The organism is Streptomyces flavalbus (genome assembly GCF_042674625.1).
Classification (GTDB): Bacteria; Actinomycetota; Actinomycetes; order Streptomycetales; family Streptomycetaceae; genus Streptomyces; species Streptomyces flavalbus.
Genome location: NZ_JBHTEB010000001.1, coordinates 1260057 through 1276119, shown reverse-complemented (window position 1 = coordinate 1276119; position 16063 = coordinate 1260057). Strand labels below are relative to the sequence as shown.

At 72.9% G+C, this 16063-nt stretch carries 15 protein-coding genes and 1 riboswitch; of the genes, 11 read left to right on the top strand and 4 right to left on the bottom strand.

Annotated elements, in window-relative coordinates; genetic code table 11:
- Nucleotides 1-47 precede the first annotated feature (47 nt).
- Nucleotides 48-1235 carry an ROK family transcriptional regulator gene (locus tag ACFQZ6_RS05535; protein ID WP_381605231.1) on the top strand — a complete coding sequence of 396 codons (1188 nt, stop codon included), beginning with the start codon at nucleotides 48-50 and terminating at the stop codon, nucleotides 1233-1235.
- A gap of 105 nt (nucleotides 1236-1340) precedes the next feature.
- Here ACFQZ6_RS05535 and ACFQZ6_RS05530 read toward each other — a convergent pair whose 3' ends face one another.
- Complete coding sequence (locus ACFQZ6_RS05530; protein ID WP_381605230.1) at nucleotides 1341-2093, bottom strand: SDR family oxidoreductase; 753 nt, start codon at nucleotides 2091-2093, stop codon at nucleotides 1341-1343.
- 154 nt (nucleotides 2094-2247) lie between these two features.
- Here ACFQZ6_RS05530 and ACFQZ6_RS05525 point away from each other — a divergent pair, with 154 nt between their 5' ends.
- Nucleotides 2248-2619, top strand: a complete 372-nt coding sequence (locus ACFQZ6_RS05525) for a hypothetical protein (protein WP_381605229.1) — start codon at nucleotides 2248-2250, stop codon at nucleotides 2617-2619.
- A 57-nt stretch (nucleotides 2620-2676) separates the two neighbouring features.
- On the opposite strand, the gene ACFQZ6_RS05520 is transcribed toward ACFQZ6_RS05525, so the two are convergent.
- Nucleotides 2677-5016 (bottom strand): chitinase C-terminal domain-containing protein, encoded by a 2340-nt coding sequence (locus tag ACFQZ6_RS05520; RefSeq protein ID WP_381605228.1) that lies wholly within the window; start codon nucleotides 5014-5016, stop codon nucleotides 2677-2679.
- Between the two features lie 191 nt (nucleotides 5017-5207).
- A riboswitch (FMN riboswitch) is annotated at nucleotides 5208-5338 on the top strand.
- A 147-nt stretch (nucleotides 5339-5485) separates the two neighbouring features.
- On the opposite strand from ACFQZ6_RS05520, the gene ACFQZ6_RS05515 reads away from it, so the two are divergent.
- The 9 genes from ACFQZ6_RS05515 (at nucleotide 5486) to ACFQZ6_RS05475 (ending at nucleotide 13077) form a co-directional block, all read left to right on the top strand.
- Entirely contained in the window at nucleotides 5486-6139 is a 654-nt protein-coding gene (locus ACFQZ6_RS05515; RefSeq protein WP_381605227.1) for a riboflavin synthase, read from the top strand.
- Nucleotides 6136-6777: a nicotinamide mononucleotide transporter family protein gene (locus ACFQZ6_RS05510; protein ID WP_381605226.1), complete on the top strand. Its 642-nt coding sequence runs from the start codon at nucleotides 6136-6138 to the stop codon at nucleotides 6775-6777. Before ACFQZ6_RS05515 ends, ACFQZ6_RS05510 begins: the two co-directional genes overlap by 4 nt.
- On the top strand, nucleotides 6774-8102 hold the full coding sequence (locus ACFQZ6_RS05505; RefSeq protein WP_381605225.1) for a bifunctional 3,4-dihydroxy-2-butanone-4-phosphate synthase/GTP cyclohydrolase II: 1329 nt from the start codon (nucleotides 6774-6776) through the stop codon (nucleotides 8100-8102). The genes ACFQZ6_RS05510 and ACFQZ6_RS05505 overlap by 4 nt, the downstream gene beginning before the upstream one ends.
- Before the next feature lie 38 nt (nucleotides 8103-8140).
- Nucleotides 8141-8626 carry a 6,7-dimethyl-8-ribityllumazine synthase gene (gene ribH / locus ACFQZ6_RS05500; protein WP_381605224.1) on the top strand — a complete coding sequence of 162 codons (486 nt, stop codon included), beginning with the start codon at nucleotides 8141-8143 and terminating at the stop codon, nucleotides 8624-8626.
- Nucleotides 8627-8660: 34 nt separating this feature from the next.
- Nucleotides 8661-8933, top strand: a complete 273-nt coding sequence (locus tag ACFQZ6_RS05495) for a phosphoribosyl-ATP diphosphatase (RefSeq protein WP_360223541.1) — start codon at nucleotides 8661-8663, stop codon at nucleotides 8931-8933.
- A gap of 52 nt (nucleotides 8934-8985) precedes the next feature.
- Nucleotides 8986-9843, top strand: coding sequence for an ATP phosphoribosyltransferase (hisG, locus tag ACFQZ6_RS05490; protein WP_381605223.1), 858 nt, complete (start codon nucleotides 8986-8988; stop codon nucleotides 9841-9843).
- A gap of 14 nt (nucleotides 9844-9857) precedes the next feature.
- A complete protein-coding gene (locus ACFQZ6_RS05485; protein WP_381605222.1) occupies nucleotides 9858-10319 on the top strand; it encodes a PH domain-containing protein in 462 nt (153 codons plus the stop codon).
- Nucleotides 10320-10576: 257 nt separating this feature from the next.
- Nucleotides 10577-12013, top strand: coding sequence for a hemolysin family protein (locus tag ACFQZ6_RS05480; protein WP_381605221.1), 1437 nt, complete (start codon nucleotides 10577-10579; stop codon nucleotides 12011-12013).
- Nucleotides 12010-13077 (top strand): hemolysin family protein, encoded by a 1068-nt coding sequence (locus ACFQZ6_RS05475; protein WP_381605220.1) that lies wholly within the window; start codon nucleotides 12010-12012, stop codon nucleotides 13075-13077. The genes ACFQZ6_RS05480 and ACFQZ6_RS05475 overlap by 4 nt, the downstream gene beginning before the upstream one ends.
- 27 nt (nucleotides 13078-13104) lie before the next feature.
- Here ACFQZ6_RS05475 and ACFQZ6_RS05470 read toward each other — a convergent pair whose 3' ends face one another.
- Nucleotides 13105-14967 (bottom strand): AAA family ATPase, encoded by a 1863-nt coding sequence (locus tag ACFQZ6_RS05470; protein WP_381605219.1) that lies wholly within the window; start codon nucleotides 14965-14967, stop codon nucleotides 13105-13107.
- A gap of 454 nt (nucleotides 14968-15421) precedes the next feature.
- Nucleotides 15422-16063, bottom strand: a complete 642-nt coding sequence (locus ACFQZ6_RS05465; protein ID WP_381618091.1) for a uridine kinase family protein — start codon at nucleotides 16061-16063, stop codon at nucleotides 15422-15424.

Genomic DNA, 16063 nt, shown 5'->3' with positions numbered 1-16063 from the left:
TTATCGACGCCGGGCCTGCACCACCGCCTATCTGGGAGGATCCCGGTATGCCCGCATCCCCGAGCACCGCCAGGGCCATCAACGACCGGTCCGCGCTGGAACTGCTCCAGCGTGAGGGTCCGCTGACGGCGGGGCAGTTGAAGCAGTTGACCGGCCTGTCCCGGCCGACCGTGGCCGACCTGGTCGACCGCCTCACCGCCGCCGGTCTGATCGCGGTCGTCGGGGAGGCGGGGGAGCAGCGCCGCGGCCCGAACGCCAAGCTGTACGGCATCGTCGCCGACCGCGCGCACCTCGCCGCCCTCGACGTGCGCACCGAGGGCGTCGCCGTGGTCGTCGCCGATCTGCTGGGGCGGGCGCTCGCGGAGGCGTCGCTGCCGATCGACGCGGCGTCGGGGACGGGGGCCGCGGTGGAGCAGGCGGTGGCGTTCGTGGAGCGGGTGGTGAAGGAGGCGGGGGCGGACCGGCTGCACACCGTCGGGATCGGCGCCCCGGGCCTGATCGACCCGGCCTCCGGGGAACTCCGTGACTCCGTGAGCCTGCCCGAGTGGCACCGGCGCCTGGTCGCGGCCCTCCAGGAGCGGCTCCCGGAGGCCCGGGTCAGCGTCGAGAACGAGACCAACCTCGCCGCCCTGGCCGAGCAGCGCGACGGCGCCGCCCACGACCGGGACACCTTCGTGCTGCTCTGGCTCGGGCACGGCACCGGCGCGGCCGTCGTCCTGGACGGCGTCCTGCGGCGCGGTGCCTCCGGCGGCACCGGCGAGATCGGCTTCCTTCCCGTGCCCGGCACCTCGAACGTGCCCTCCGCGACCGACTGCGGGGGCGGCTTCCACTCCCTCGCGGGCTCGGCGGCGGTCGTCGAGCTGGCCGAGGAGCACGGCCTGGGCGTGCCGGAGACGGGGAGCGAGCCGACCGCCGCGGCGGTGGTGCGGCACGCCGTCGCCGGACTGCCGGACGCGGAGCGCGCCGGGCGCTTCCTGGACGCCTTCGCCGACCGCCTCGCCATCGGCGTGGCCTCCGTCGCCGCCGTCCTCGACCCCGGCTGCGTGGTGCTCGGCGGTGAGGTCGGCCAGGCCGGGGGCGCGCGGCTCGCCGCCCGCGTGGGGGAGCGCGTCCGGCGGATGTCCCCGCTGCCCACGGAGGTCAGGGCCGGGGCGCTGGGCGGCGGCGCGGTCCTGCGGGGCGCCCTGCTGACGGCCCGCGACCGGGCCCAGGATGACCTGTTCGCGCCACGGTGACGTGAGCCCCGCCTACGTCATGCCCCGGAGCCCCCGCCAACGTCAGCCCCCGGAGCCCCCGCCAACGTCAGCCCCCTTGGCCCCCGCCGACGTCAGGCCCCGTCCTCACCCCCGTGGGCGCCGCCCGAACCGCTTGGTCAGGTACTCCTCGAAGGTGCCCTCGCCCGCCGCCCGCTCCGGCGTGAGGTGGCCGCCCGCGCGGAAGGCGCGGTAGGTGGTGCCCCACAGCGGGACGGAGAGCAGGGGGCGGCGTCGGCCCGTGGCCCGCAGGTAGGCGCGGGCCAGGGAGGTGAGGTCACGGACCTCGGGGCCGCCCAGGTCCGCCGCCCGCCCGACCGGCGGGCCCGCCGCCAGCTCCGCCAGCCGCGCCGCGACCTCGGCGACCTCGACGGGCTGGTCCCGCACGCCCGCGGGCAGCAGCAGCACCGGCGCCTTGCACAGCATCCCGAACAGCCGCGCCAGCAGATCGTGGAACTGCGTCGTCCGCAGCACCGTCCAGCCGAGCCCCGACTCCTCGATCTGCCGCTCCACGGCGAGCTTGGTCCGGTAGTAGCCGAACGGCACCCGGTCGACGCCGACGATGGAGATGTACACCAGGTGACTGACCCCGGCCCGCCGCGCCGCCGTGATCAGGTTGGCCGCCGCCCGCTCGTCGCCGCGCGGCGAGGAGGCGCAGTGCACGACGGTCTCCACGCCGTCGAGCGCCGCGTCCAGCGCGCCGCCGCCCTCGCGCAGGTCGACGGCGTACGGCTGCGTGGTCCGGCTGAGCACCCGTACCTCGTGCCCGTCCGCCCGCAGCCGCTCGGTGACGTGTCGGCCCAGGGTGCCGGTACCGCCGGTCACCAGGATCGTGGTCATGCTGTTCAGCCCTTTCTGCCACACCGCGCCCCCGGACGGAGCGCCCCACACCAGCTCCGACCGAGCGGCCCCACCGAATGTGACAGGCCCTACCCGGCGGCCAGCAGCTGACGCCTACGAAGGCCAGCTTCTCCGCGTTCACCACGCTCCGCACGTGCGCGGTCCGTTCGTCGTGGCTCTCGAAGGTGACCACGATCGGCGGCTCGTCGCCAAACCACCCGGTCAGCGCGGTGGCGCCGTTGGCCCCGGCCAGCCGGAAGTCGACCCGGAGACCCGCTGTACCGCCCGCCGGTGGAGCCGACGGCAGTCGGCCTCGCCCAGCCGCGGGCTGCTCGACGCTCCGCCGGTCGACGCCGCCGAGGCGCGGACGGGCGTCCTGGGCCGCGTCCTGCGCCCCATGGGCCGGGCCCGGCGTCCGGTAGGCCAGGACGAGGAGCCTCGGGCGGTGCTGCTCGAACTCGCCGGCGGGTGCGCGGCGGTCGTCCTGGCCCCGACCTGCCGGAAGGCCCCTTGCGGGGCCTGGTGAGGCCCGGCGGCGGGCAAGGGCCGTCGTCACCGCCGCCGGGCCGGTCCGCGCGGGGGGTCAGCAGGCGCCGAGGTCCTGCCAGACGCCCCATTCGCCGGTGGTGCCGGGCTCCTCGCCCTTCGTCCACCACTTGGCCTTCCAGGTGTGCGCCTTGTGCGCCACCGTGCTGCCGCCGCCGTACGCCGTGCCCGCGTCCCACGCCGGTACCGCGCACGACCCACCGGGCCCGGTGGGCGTCGGCGACGGTGACGTGCCCGTCCCGGGGTTCACCACGGTGGTGCCGCGGGCCAGGTCACCGGCGAGGGCGTACGTCTTCCCGCCGAACGTCACCGTCCAGTTGGAGGGCGTCGACACCGGCAGGTAGTACACGAAGTCCAGCTCCACCGACGCGCCCGGCGCCAGCGACTGCCAGCCCGGCAGCTTCAGCGAGACCCGGTGGTAGTCGCCCTTGAGGCCGCCCACGTTGGCGCCGGTGTGGTCGCTGCGGATCACCGAGGTGCCCCAGCCGGACTGGTCCTTGGCGTTGCCGGGCGCCGAGGTGGCGTAGTCGAACTGGAACTCCGTACCGCCGGGCAGGGCGGTCGAGGTGTTGTTGGTGATCTTCAGCTTGGGGCTGATCGGGTAGTTGGAGTCGCCGAGCGGGAACTGCCCGAACTGCACGTCGACGTCGAGCGCCTCGCTCGGCAGGTCGACGGTGGCGCGCCGGGCGCCGTACGGCGTGGCCGACCTGAACTTCTCGTACATCGCGGTCGTCAGCGTGGAGCCCTGCTCGTACTCGCCCTTGGCCGCGTTCCAGGCGTAGTCGCCCGCCAGCTCCCACACCATCGTGCCGCCGATGCCGCGGTCCACCACGTAGTCCGCCTTGGCCTTCACCGACTGCTCGTCCTCGGTGGACAGGAACACCTTCTTCTCGGCGTTCCACAGCCAGGGCGCGACCAGCGTGGCGTCGTACTTGCGGGCGTAGGTGCCGGTCAGCCGGGTGTCGGCGGGGAAGCCGTACCGGGTGACGTAGTCGCCGACGACGCCCTTCTCCAGGTTCTTGGCGTGCCACATCGGGTTGGAGCCCGCCGGGGACTCCTTGCCGGTGGTGTCCAGGTCGTGCCAGAGGTTGTCGATGCCGGTGGCGCCGTCACCGCACTTGGTCAGCCCGGACCCGGCCGGGCAGTTGGTGGTCGCCGCCCGGCCCCAGAGCCCGTCGGTGCCGCCGGTGACGTTCTTGAACCCCCGGGTGTAGTAGGGGAGTCCGATGTTGATGCGGCCCGCGGGCATCGAGCCGCGGAAGTAGTGGTACGCCCAGTCGGTGTTGAGGTAGCCGATCCCGCCGTACTGGGACGTCGAGTACACGCCCGCCGCCGCGAGTTCGGCGTCCTTGCCGTCGTCGAAGAGCGAGGCGTTCGGACCGACGTACTCGTTCCAGGCGCCGTGCAGGTCGTACGACATGATGTTGACGTAGTCCAGGTACTTCTGGACCTGGAAGGTCTCCATGCCGCGCAGCAGGTACCCGGAGGACGGCGCGGCCACCGTCAGCATGTAGTGCCGTCCGTCCGTGACGCCCGCGCGGTCGAGCTTCTCGCGCAGGGTCTTCATCAGCGCCGCGTAGCCCTTGACCAGCCCGGCGCGGCGGGCGTTGGAGATCGAGTAGTCGAGCGGGTTGCCCGCGTCCTTCATGGACGTCGGGTACTCGTAGTCGATGTCGACGCCGTTGAAGCCGTACTTCCTGAGGAACTGGACGGTCGAGTCGGCGAAGGTGTCGATGCCGGACTGGTTGACCGAGCCGTCGGCGTTGGTCGCCATGGAGTAGAAGCCGCCGGAGTCGACGCGCTTGCCGCTGTCGTCGAAGTAGCCGCCGGTCTCCGCCCAGCCGCCCACCGAGATCAGCGTCTTGACGTCCGGGTGCTGCTTCTTGAACTTGTTCAGCAGGTTGAAGTGGCCCTTGTAGGGGAGCGTGGCGTCCATCTCGGCGCCGCTCACCCCCGGCCAGGTCATCCCGGTGGCCGCGTTCGTGGCGCCGTCCGCGCCGACCGAGATCCGGTTGCCGCCGTCGACGTGCGCGAAGGCGTAGTTGATGTGGGTGACCTTGTCCCACGGGATGTCGGAGGCCAGGTAGGCGGGCGTGCCGTCCTTGCCGGTGCGCCAGCCGGTGAAGTAGCCGATCACCCGGCGCTGGTGGTCGGCGCCCATCTTCTCCCGGCCCGCCGCGTCGTAGACCGAGCAGTACGGGACGTCGACGCCGGGGGTGCGGTAGAGGCCGTCGGGGCGGCAGGACTCCTGGTCGGCGGCGTGCGAGACGCCCGCCGGGAGCAGCCCGGCCAGCACCAGGCCCGCCGCGGCCCCGGCGACGGCGAGCAGGGCGGGTCTCTTCTGGTTGCGCGAGGGGGTGCGTGTGGGGGACAGCAAAGTCGGTTCCTCTCCACGGAAGTTGGGCCAGACCGTAGAGAGGACTAGACCAATACGTCAATAGGTATGGACCAATTGGGGCGGCGGTGGTGGGTGTGGCGGCATGTCCGGCGCACGGTCTGTGAGCCACCCCACACCATGCGCGTACATGGATGCTGATCGGGCGTGGCACACTGGCCCTGTACCAACAGCAGCGCACTCCGGGGTCGGTGAAAGTCCGAACCGGCGGTTACAGTCCGCGACCCGGTCGCCTCCAGCGGCCGGTTGACCAGGTGAAATTCCTGGACCGACGGTTAAAGTCCGGATGGGAGGCAGTGCGCGGCGGGCGGGCATTCGTGCGCGCCGCCGATATCGGGTCCGTCCTCGGGTGGGCCGCTGTCCGGCGTCGCTCCGCGTGTTCCCGTCCGTACCTTCTGTCGTCATCGACAGCCCCGGAGTCCGTGCCCGAAGAGGCAGGAGGACCCGGGAAGTGTTCACCGGAATCGTCGAAGAGCTGGGCGAGATCACCGCCGTCGAGGACCTCGGCGACGCCTCCCGCTTCCGGCTGCGCGGCCCCGTCGTGACCCAGGGCGCGAAGCACGGCGACTCCATCGCCGTCAACGGCGTCTGCCTCACGGTCGTCGACCACGAGGGCGACGAGTTCACCGCCGACGTCATGGCCGAGACCCTCAAGCGCTCCAGCCTGGGCGCCCTCACCGTCGGCTCCCGCGTCAACCTCGAACGCCCCACCGCCGTCGGCGACCGCCTCGGCGGCCACATCGTGCAGGGCCACGTCGACGGCACCGGGACGATCCTGGAGCGCACCCCCTCCGAGCACTGGGAGATCGTGAGGATCTCCCTGCCCGCCGACCTCGCGCGCTACGTCGTCGAGAAGGGCTCCATCACCGTCGACGGCATCAGCCTCACCGTCGTCGACGCCGGGGCCGACCACTTCACCGTCAGCCTCATCCCCACCACCCTCGACCTGACCACGCTCGGCCACAAGCAGCCCGGCGCCCCGGTCAACCTGGAGGTGGACATCATCGCCAAGTACGTCGAGCGGATGCTCGGCGCGACGGGCCAGACGGGTCAGGCGGTCCGGACGGGCCAGGCGGGCCACGGTGACCAGGGGGCGACCCGGTGAACGCGCTGAACTCCGAGGCGTTCGTCCTCCTCGACCAGCACATCCTCTGGTCGGACATGATCGGCAACACCCTCGGCCTGGTCGCCCTCGCCCTCGGCTGGCGGCGCTCCCTGTGGACCTGGCCCGTGCAGTTCCTCGCCGGACTCATCCTCTTCGGCGCCTTCTTCGGCCACCTCACCGGCAGCGCGGGCAAGCAGGCCGTCGTCATGGTCGTCGCGCTGTACGGCTGGTGGCAGTGGAACCGCGGCCAGGGCAAGGCGGCGGACGGCCAGATATCCGTCCGCTTCGCCACCTGGACCGAGCGCGCCGCGATGGCCGCGGCGGCCACGGCGGGCACCGTCGCGGTGGCGCTGCTGTTCAAGGCGTACCCCAGCCTGTCCTGGGACCCCTGGCCGGACGCCTACATCTTCGTCGGCACCATCGTCGCCATGTACGCGCAGGCCCGCGGCATGGTCGAGTTCTGGTTCGCCTGGCTCCTCGTCGACCTCGTCGGCGTCCCCCTGAACTTCGCCAACGGCTACGCCTTCTCCGGCTTCGTCTACGTCATCTACGGCGCGCTCGTCCTGTGGGGCCTGCGCGACTGGTGGCTGCGCTCCCGCACGGCGGCGCGGCCCGTCCCGGAAGGAGCCCGCGCATGACCGCGGCACCCGTCCTGTACGGCGCCGACCGCGCCGAGGACCTCACCCTCGACCCCGTCGAGCGGGCCATCGCCGACATCGCCGCCGGACGCCCCGTGGTCGTCGTCGACGACGAGGACCGCGAGAACGAGGGCGACCTCGTCATCGCCGCCGAGAAGGCGACCCCCGAGATCGTCGCCTTCATGATGAGCGAGTGCCGCGGCCTGATCTGCGCCCCCATGGAGGGCGAGGAACTCGACCGGCTCCGGCTCCCGCAGATGGTCGACGAGAACACCGAGTCGATGAAGACCGCGTTCACCGTCTCCGTGGACGCCTCCGCCGCGCACGGCGTGACCACCGGCATCTCCGCCGCCGACCGCGCCACCACGCTCCAGTTGCTGGCCAGCGGCACCGCCGAGCCGACCGACCTGGTCCGCCCCGGCCACGTCTTCCCGCTGCGCGCCAAGCCCGGCGGCGTGCTCGTCCGCGACGGCCACACCGAGGCCGCCGTCGACCTCGCCCGCCTCGCGGGGCTGCGCCCGGCCGGGGCCATCGTGGAGATCGCCGGGGCGGACGGCCGGATGCTGCGGCTGCCCGAGCTGGTGCCGTTCGCCCGCAGGCACGGCCTGTCGATCATCTCCATCGCGGACCTCATCGCCTACCGCCGCTCCCCCCGGCTCCCCGCCGAGCCCGAGCGGACCGCGTCCCCCGCCGAGCCCACCGTCCGCCGCGAGGCCGAGGTCCACCTGCCGACCCGGCACGGCACCTTCACCGCGTACGGCTACCGCTCCACCGTCGACGGCGTCGAACACGTCGCCCTCGTCCACGGCGACCTCGGCGACGGCGAGGACGTCGTCGTCCGCGTCCACTCCGAATGCCTCACCGGCGACGTCTTCGGCTCGCTGCGCTGCGACTGCGGCCCCCAGCTCGACACCGCCCTGGAGCGCATCCAGGCCGAGGGCCGCGGCGTCGTCGTCTACCTGCGCGGCCACGAGGGCCGCGGCATCGGCCTGCTGTCCAAGCTGCGCGCCTACGAACTCCAGGAGCGCGGCCGGGACACCCTGGACGCCAACCTGGAACTCGGCCTGCCCGCCGACGCCCGGGACTACGCGGCGGGCGCCCAGATCCTCGACGACCTCGGCGTGCGCAGCGTACGGCTGCTCACCAACAACCCCGACAAGAGCGACGCTCTGACCCGGCACGGCATCAAGGTCGCCGAGCGCGAGCCGATGCCCGTGACCGTGGGCGAGCACAACCTCCGCTACCTGCGCACCAAGCGGGACCGGATGGGCCACGACCTGCCCTGGCTGGACACGACCACCGTGCCCACCTGCGGCGACCAGTAAGCGAACAGACGAACAGGGCAAGAGGGAGACACAGGAACGTGAGTGGCAAGGGCGCACCGGAACTGTCCGTGACCGGCGTGGGCGACCTCAGGGTCGCCGTCATCGCGGCCCAGTGGCACGAGAAGGTGATGGACGGACTGGTGGAGGGCGCCCTGCGCGCCCTGCGCGACCTGGGCATCGACGAGCCCACCGTGCTCCGGGTCCCTGGCAGCTGGGAACTCCCCGTCGTCGCCAAGGGCCTCGCGGGCCGCGGCTACGACGCCGTGGTGGCGCTCGGCGTCGTCATCCGCGGTGGCACCCCCCACTTCGACTACGTGTGCCAGGGCGTCACCCAGGGCCTCACCCAGGTCTCCGTCGACACCGGTGTCCCCGTCGGCTTCGGCCTGCTGACCTGCGACACCGAGGAACAGGCCCTGGACCGGGCCGGACTGCCCGGCTCCAGCGAGGACAAGGGGCACGAGGCGGTGACCGCGGCGGTGGCGACCGCGGCGACGCTGCGTTCAGTATCCGAACCCTGGCGCTGAGGCACCCGGCGGTTGGCATAGGCTGAGCCTCACCATGTCCAATAAGACGTTCGAGCAGCTCTTCACCGAGTTGCAGCAGAAGGCCGCCCACGGCGACCCCGCCACCTCCCGCACCGCCGAACTGGTCGGGAAGGGCGTCCACGCCATCGGCAAGAAGGTCGTCGAAGAGGCCGCCGAGGTCTGGATGGCCGCCGAGTACGAGGGCAAGGAGGCGGCGGCCGAGGAGATCTCGCAGCTGCTGTACCACGTCCAGGTGATGATGGTCGCCCGCGGCATCTCCCTGGACGACGTCTACGCCCACCTCTGAACCGCACGCCCGGAACACCCCGCACCCCCTCGAAGCGAAGGAAGCCGACCTCATGCTGCGCATCGCCGTCCCCAACAAGGGTTCACTCTCCGGCCCTGCGGCGGACATGCTGCATGAGGCCGGTTACCAGCAGCGCCGCGAGTCCAAGGAACTGCGCATCGTCGACCCGGAGAACGAGGTCGAGTTCTTCTACCTCCGCCCCCGCGACATCGCGATCTACGTCTCCTCCGGCCGCCTCGACATCGGCATCACCGGCCGCGACCTGCTGATCGACTCCGGCGCCAACGCCGAGGAGATCCTCCCCCTCGGCTTCGCCCGCTCCACCTTCCGGTACGCCACCAAGCCCGGCACCGCCAAGGGCGTCGAGGACCTGAACGGCCTGACCGTCGCCACCTCCTACGAGGGCATCGTCGCCGGACACCTCAAGGACAGCGGCATCGACGCCTCCGTGGTGCACCTCGACGGCGCCGTGGAGACCGCGATCGAGCTGGGCGTCGCCGAGGTCATCGCGGACGTCGTCGAGACCGGCACCTCGCTGCGCAACGCGGGCCTTGAGGTCATCGGCGAGCCGATCATGAAGTCCGAGGCGATCGTCATCCGGCGCACCGGCGCCGACACCGACGAGGCCGCCGAGCCAAAGGTCCAGCAGTTCCTGCGCCGCCTCCAGGGCGTCCTGGTCGCCCGGACGTACGTGATGATGGACTACGACATCCGCGCCGAGCACCTGGAACAGGCCGTCGCCATCACCCCAGGGCTCGAGGGCCCGACCGTCTCCCCGCTGCACAACGAGGGCTGGGTCGCCGTGCGCGCCATGGTGCCCTCCAAGGGCGCCCAGCGGGTCATGGACGACCTCTACGAGATCGGCGCCCGCGCCATCCTGACCACCGCCATCCACGCCTGCCGACTCTGAGGGGCGGCGCACCGATGCCGGACCACTCAGACCTCCCCGCCGTGCCCGCGCTCCCGCACACCTTCCGGCCGGGCCGCACCCGCGCGGTGCTGCTCGCCGCGGCCGTGGCGATCTTCGCGGTCGTCGCGGCCATCGCGCTGCTCCTCGACCGGCTCAGCCCGGGGGAGCGGGTCAGCTTCATCTTCACCGGCGCCCTGCTGGCGAGCGTGGCCGTGGTCCTCGCCCGGCCCAAGGTCGTCGCCGAGGAGTCCGGCGTCACCGTCGTGAACTTCGCCAGCACCCGCCGCCTTGAATGGGCCGAGATCGTCCGGGTGAACCTCCGCGTGGGCGACCCCTGGGTGTTCCTCGACCTCAGCGACGGCACCAGCCTGGCCGCCATCGGCATCCAGCCCGGCATCGACAAGCAGCAGGCCATCGCGGACACCAGCGCCCTGCGCGCGCTGGTGGAGGCCCGTGCGCGGGAACACCGGGACTGAGGCGCGCGGGAACATCCGGGTCGGCTCAGGGTGTTCACCCTGACGCATTCGCCCCTGTCTTGATTAATCTGGTGGCGAGGACGCGATCCGCGCGTCCTCGCCCCTGTCGTACCGCCCGGTGCACAGGGGTTCCTGCTACCCGAGGAGTGACTCCCACCGGCGATGGACGGATCGTCCTGTAGTACCTGCGCCGCCCCCGGCCGACATAGCGCGCACCGCACCGACCTCGTGCGCGCCCAGGCGACGGCGGCGGCATCATGATCACCCCCCTGCTGCTCCTGGCAGCCGCCTTCGTGCTGATCCTCGCCAACGGCTTCTTCGTGGCCGCCGAGTTCGGCCTGGTCACGGTCGAACGCGCGGACGCCGAGCAGGCCGCGGCCGAGGGCGACCGGCGGGCCCGCACGGTCGTCGAGTCGCTGAAGGAGCTGTCCTTCCAGCTCTCCGGCACCCAGCTCGGCATCACCATCACCTCCCTGGTCGTCGGAATGCTCGCCGAGCCCGCGCTCGCCGCGGTGCTGCGCGGGCCGCTCACCGCGACCGGCCTCCCCGCGGGCGCCGTGCCCGGGGTCGCCGTCGCCGTCGGCATGTTGCTGGCGTCGGCCGTGCAGATGGTCCTCGGTGAACTCGTCCCCAAGAACTGGGCGGTCTCCCGACCGCTCCAGGTGGCACGCTTCGTCGCCGCCCCGCAGCACCTCTTCGCGCGGGCGTTCCGCCCGGTGATCGCCGCGCTGAACGCCGTGGCGAACCGGCTGGTCCGCGCGCTCGGCATCGAGCCCACCGAGGAGCTGGCCTCCGCCCGCACCCCCGGCGAACTGGTCTCCCTGGCCCGGCACTCGGCCCTCGCCGGAGCCCTGGAGCAGGACACCGCCGACCTCTTCGTCCGCACGCTGTCGCTCGGTGAGCTGACCGCGCAGGCCGTGATGACCCCGCGCGTGCGGGTCAGCGCCCTCCAGTCGTCGGCCACCGCCGAGGACGTGGTCAACCTGACCCGCGCCACCGGCCTGTCCCGCTTCCCGGTCTACCGGGAGCGGATCGACGAGGTGGTCGGCATGGTCCACCTGAAGGACGCGCTGGCGGTCCCCGTGGCCGACCGGCTGCGCACCCCCGTGGGCCGGATCGCCCGCCCGCCGCTGCTGGTCCCCGAGACCCTGCCGGTGCGGCCGCTGCTGGCCCGGCTGCGCAGCGAGCAGCCCATCGCGGTCGTCGTCGACGAGTACGGTGGCACGGCCGGGGTCGTCACCCTGGAGGACATCGTCGAGGAGATCGTCGGCGAGGTCCGCGACGAACACGACGACGTGCTCGACGAGGCGCCCGAGCTGGCCCCCGCCCCACCGGAGGACGGCCGCCCCGCCTGGGACGTCGACGGCAGTTGCCGCGTCGACACCCTGACCCGGGTCGGGCTGACCGCGCCCGAGGGGCCGTACGAGACCGTCGCCGGACTCGTCGCGGACCTGCTCGGCCGTATCCCCGCCGTCGGTGACAAGGCGGAACTCCCGGGCTGGCGCCTGACCGTCCGCCGCGTCGGCCACTACCGCGCGGAACGCGTCCGCCTGGTCGCCACGGCGCCCTCCCCGGCGCTGACGGCCGCCAGCGTGACCCTCGCGGCGCCCAGCGGTGCCGCCGCCACGGCTCCGGCCCTGGCCGCGCGCTCCGCGCAGCCCCTCGCCGTACCCGCCGTGGAGGGGGCGCGATGACCCTGTTGCAGCTTCTCTTCGCCGCGCTGCTCGTGCTGGCCAACGGGTTCTTCGTGGGCGCCGAGTTCGCGCTGGTGTCGGTCCGCCGCAGCCAGATCGAACCGCTCGGCACGGCGCGCGCCCGGCAGGTCCTGTACGGCCTGGAGCGGCTGCCGCAGATGATGGCGGCGGCGCAGTTCGGCATCACGGTGTGCTCCCTGACGCTGGGCGCCGTCGCCGAGCCGACCGTGGCGCACCTGCTGGAGCCGGTCTTCGCGTGGGTGCACCTGCCGCACGCCATGATCCACCCGCTGGGCTATGTGATCGCCCTGGCCACCGTGGTCTTCTTCCACCTCGTCATCGGGGAGATGGTCCCGAAGAACCTGGCGATGGCCGCCCCGGAGAAGGCCGCCCTGTGGCTGAGCCCGGGCCTGGTCGCCTTCGCCCGGCTGTGCCGCCCCATCACCGTCGCGCTCGGCGCCTGCGCCCAGGCCGTGCTGAGGCTCTTCCGGGTGGAGCCGAAGGACGAGGTGGAGGCCGTGTTCACCAGCGAGCAGCTCAACCGCCTGGTGGAGGACTCCGGTCAGGCGGGCCTGCTCGACCCGGAGGAGGCGGAGCGGCTGGAGGACGCCCTCGAACTGGGCTCCCGCCCGGTCACCGACGTCCTCCTCAGGCGCGAGTCGCTGATCACCGTCAGTCCGTCGGTCACCCCGGCCCGGATCGTGGAGCTGACCGCCCGCACCGGGTACTCCCGCTTCCCGGTCGCGGCGGACGGCGGCGCCTTCATGGGCTATCTCCACGTGAAGGACGTACTCGACCTGGAGGAGTCCGAGCGGGCGGTGCCGCAGCAACTGTGGCGGCCGATGACGACCCTGCGGTCCGACCTCCCGCTGGACGACGCCCTCACCGTGATGCGCCGCGCCGCCACCCACCTCGCGCAGGTGGCGGACGCCTCCGGCAGGGTGCTGGGGCTGGTCGCGCTGGAGGACGTGCTGGAGCTGCTGGTCGGTGAGGTCCGCGACCCGGCCCACCGCGACCCGGCGGCCAGCAGGCCGACGCCGGGCCAGGGAGTGCTGGCGAGCTGAGCGGCGGGCGGCCGTGGGATCCGTCCGTCACAGGGCCGACGGATCCTGCGGCCCCCGCCCCGACAGCACCTCGCCGTACGCCTGCATCAGGTCCGGCAGCCGCAGCGTCGACAGGTCGTCCCGGGACAGCGTGCCCGGGTACACCGACAGCCGCAGGTCGCGGTACGCGCAGCTCTTCTCGTACAGCGTGCGCAGGAACCGCCCGTTGCCGAGTTCGTCGATCCACCCCTGGTCGACGACGTGCCCGGCGATGGCGCGCAGTTCGTCGAGCGCCTCCTCGTCCCACACGTCGCCGTTCTCCGCCGCCAGCACCTCACCGATGGAGGTGAGTTCCAGGGGCCGGTAGGACGGGAAGTCCACGCGGGTGGTGAAGCGGGAGGACAGGCCGGGATTGGCGGCCAGCAGCCGGTCCATGCCCTCCGGGTACCCCGCGAGGATCACCACCAGGTGGTCGCGGTTGTCCTCGGCCCGCTTCAGCAGCACCTGCAACGCCTCGTCGCCGTACGCGTCGCCCTTGCCGTACCCGGAGTTGGACAGCGAGTACGCCTCGTCGACGAAGAGGACCCCGCCGAGCGCGGAGTCGATCAGCTCGTTGGCCTTCACCGCGGTCTGCCCCAGGTACTCGCCCACCAGGTCGGCCCGCTGCGCCTCCACCAGGTGGTCGCCGCCGAGCAGCCCGAGGGCGTAGAAGACCCGGCCCAGGATGCGGGCGACGGTGGTCTTGCCGGTGCCGGACGGGCCGGAGAAGACGAAGTGCCGCTTGGGCGGCTGCACCGGCAGCCCCTGCCCGGCCCGCAGCCGCGCCATGTTGAGCTGCGCCGACAACGCCTTGACCTGCCGCTTCACCGGCTCCAGCCCGACCATCCGCTCCAGCTCGGCGAGCGCCTCGGCCAGCAGCGCCGGATCCGTCGGCCCGGCGGGCAGCGGCCCGGACGGTACGGCGTCCCGCTCCCGCACCACCGGATCGCTCACCGCGGGCGGCGGACCGGTCGGCGGCGGACCCGGATCGGAGAGCTTCAGGTCCCGTCCCTCGGTGTCGAAGAGCGGGTCGGTCGCGTCCAGGCCGTCGAGGTCGGGCCCGGTGCCGGTGAGGACGATCGCGCCGAGGCCGTCGGACTCGTCGTAGCCGTCGCCCTCGGCTATCGCGGCGAGCCGGGCGGAGGTGTCCATGAACGCCGGGTCGACCCGGTGCACGGCCCGGTACAGCGGCAGCGCCGCCGCCGAACGGCCGGTGCCCTCGTGCGCCCGCGCCAGCCAGTACCGCAGCTCCTTGCGCTGCGGCTGCTCACTTCGGCAGCGCATCAGCGCGGTGGACAGCAGCGGCTCGGCCTGCCCGTACATCTCCAGGCGGACCCGGGCCATGCCGCCGAACAGGCCCGCCTCTATCCCGAGCAGCGGATCGTCGAGGAGCGGGTCGGTGTGCCGGACCAACTGCTCCCAGTCCTTGACCAGATAGGCGCGGCAGGCGTGCAGGAAGCGCACCTGCGGGTCGGTGTCCACCGGGGGCAGTCCGGCGAGCGCCCGGTCCAGCTCCGGGACGTGGCGGCCGTCCAGCCAGTGCGAGGCGTGCGCGAGCAGCAGGTCGCGGGGGCTCTCCAGCACCGGCTGCACCCACCAGCCCAGCCAGTACCAGGAGTTGAGGGTACGGCGGTGCCGGGCGCGCTGTTCGCCGAAGCGTTCACGGTGCCGGAACATCCGCAGCAGCGCGGTCGTGGTGTCGACGCGCAGCGCGTGCAGTCCCAGCCAGCCGTCCGCCATCCCGGGGTCGAGGCGCACCGCCGTGCGGAACTCCTCCTCCGCCTGCGGATAGGCGCCCATGGTGTAGGCGTCCACGCCCCGCAGCCAGGCGAGGTCGGCCGGGGCCTCGGGACCTTGCGTGCCGAAGTCCATCGCGTCCCCCCACAAACCGTGCCCCCGCTGGTTCACCGCCGGGCCGTCGCCCGCCGGATGTCTGGCCGAACCGCCGTGCCCCGCACATGAGTTGCGGCGGTGCGAGACGTCGTCGTCCGGAAGGTCGCACCCGAGGGCATCGTACCCGTGGGCCGTCGCCCGCCGAAGGGTGCCGTAGCGGCCGTTTGGCGAGGTGGGAGCGGCTGGGGCGGGGTGCGGGTGGTGACCCAGGGTGAGCGGATCGCGCCGCACCGCGCCGGTGACGGAGGGGTGGGGGCAGAACGAAGCCCCCGGTCACGGGGGAACAACCGGGGGCTTCGCGTCGGGGGCGGCCTCGATGGGCCGCACATTGAGAACGTAAGTCCTGTACGGCCCCCCGGTCAAGCGGAGTTGGAGCACTTGGGCAACTTCGGGAGCAGGGTCTTCACAGGTTCACCACATCATGGGTGAGCGGTTACTGAGTGTCATGCGCCGGGTCGTGGGGCGGCTGTCCAGCGGGCCCCGGCAGCACCTCGTACCCCTGATTTTTCTGCCGCACCAGCACATCGGCGAAGGGCCGGGAGGGGTCGTCGGCGAAGTGCCGCCGTTCCGCGCGGACCCAGCCGTCCCAGAACTCCCGCTGCTCCGCCCCGTCCCGTTCCCGGCCGCGCCGCCAGGACTCGGCGGGCGGCAGGTCCATCCACAGCAGCCGGGCCAGGTGGGGGCGGAGCGCCCGGCGTCCGGCGCCGACCCCTTCGAGGAGGACCACCGGCGCGGGCTCCAGGGTGCGGGGCGGGCCGAAGCGGCGGGCCCGCCAGTCGTAGGGGGCGTAGTGCGCCGGGTCGCCGTGCCGCAGGGGTTCGATCACCTGGGCCAGCAGCCGGTCGGTCCACGCGAACAGCTCGCGGTGGCTGGCGATGTCGTCCAGGCGCAGCACCGGGGCGCCGCCCAGTGCCTCGGACAGGCGCCCGGCGAACGTGGACTTCCCCGACCCGGCGTGCCCGTCGACACCGACCAGCCGGACCGGCCCGAGCGACGGCGGCAGCGCGCGCAGCGCACCGGCGAGGGCGGTGAGCGCGGCGTCCGGGCGGGCGAGGGGGCGGGAGGAGGGCGGCAC

Coding starts and splice junctions, on each gene's coding strand:
- ACFQZ6_RS05495 (WP_360223541.1), top strand. CDS start 8,661: ATGTCCAATAAGACGTTCGAGCAGCTCTTCACCGAGTTGCAGCAGAAG.
- ACFQZ6_RS05470 (WP_381605219.1), bottom strand. CDS start 14,967: ATGGACTTCGGCACGCAAGGTCCCGAGGCCCCGGCCGACCTCGCCTGG.
- ACFQZ6_RS05535 (WP_381605231.1), top strand. CDS start 48: ATGCCCGCATCCCCGAGCACCGCCAGGGCCATCAACGACCGGTCCGCG.
- ACFQZ6_RS05530 (WP_381605230.1), bottom strand. CDS start 2,093: ATGACCACGATCCTGGTGACCGGCGGTACCGGCACCCTGGGCCGACAC.
- ACFQZ6_RS05480 (WP_381605221.1), top strand. CDS start 10,577: ATGATCACCCCCCTGCTGCTCCTGGCAGCCGCCTTCGTGCTGATCCTC.
- ACFQZ6_RS05505 (WP_381605225.1), top strand. CDS start 6,774: ATGACCGCGGCACCCGTCCTGTACGGCGCCGACCGCGCCGAGGACCTC.
- ACFQZ6_RS05475 (WP_381605220.1), top strand. CDS start 12,010: ATGACCCTGTTGCAGCTTCTCTTCGCCGCGCTGCTCGTGCTGGCCAAC.
- hisG (WP_381605223.1), top strand. CDS start 8,986: ATGCTGCGCATCGCCGTCCCCAACAAGGGTTCACTCTCCGGCCCTGCG.
- ACFQZ6_RS05485 (WP_381605222.1), top strand. CDS start 9,858: ATGCCGGACCACTCAGACCTCCCCGCCGTGCCCGCGCTCCCGCACACC.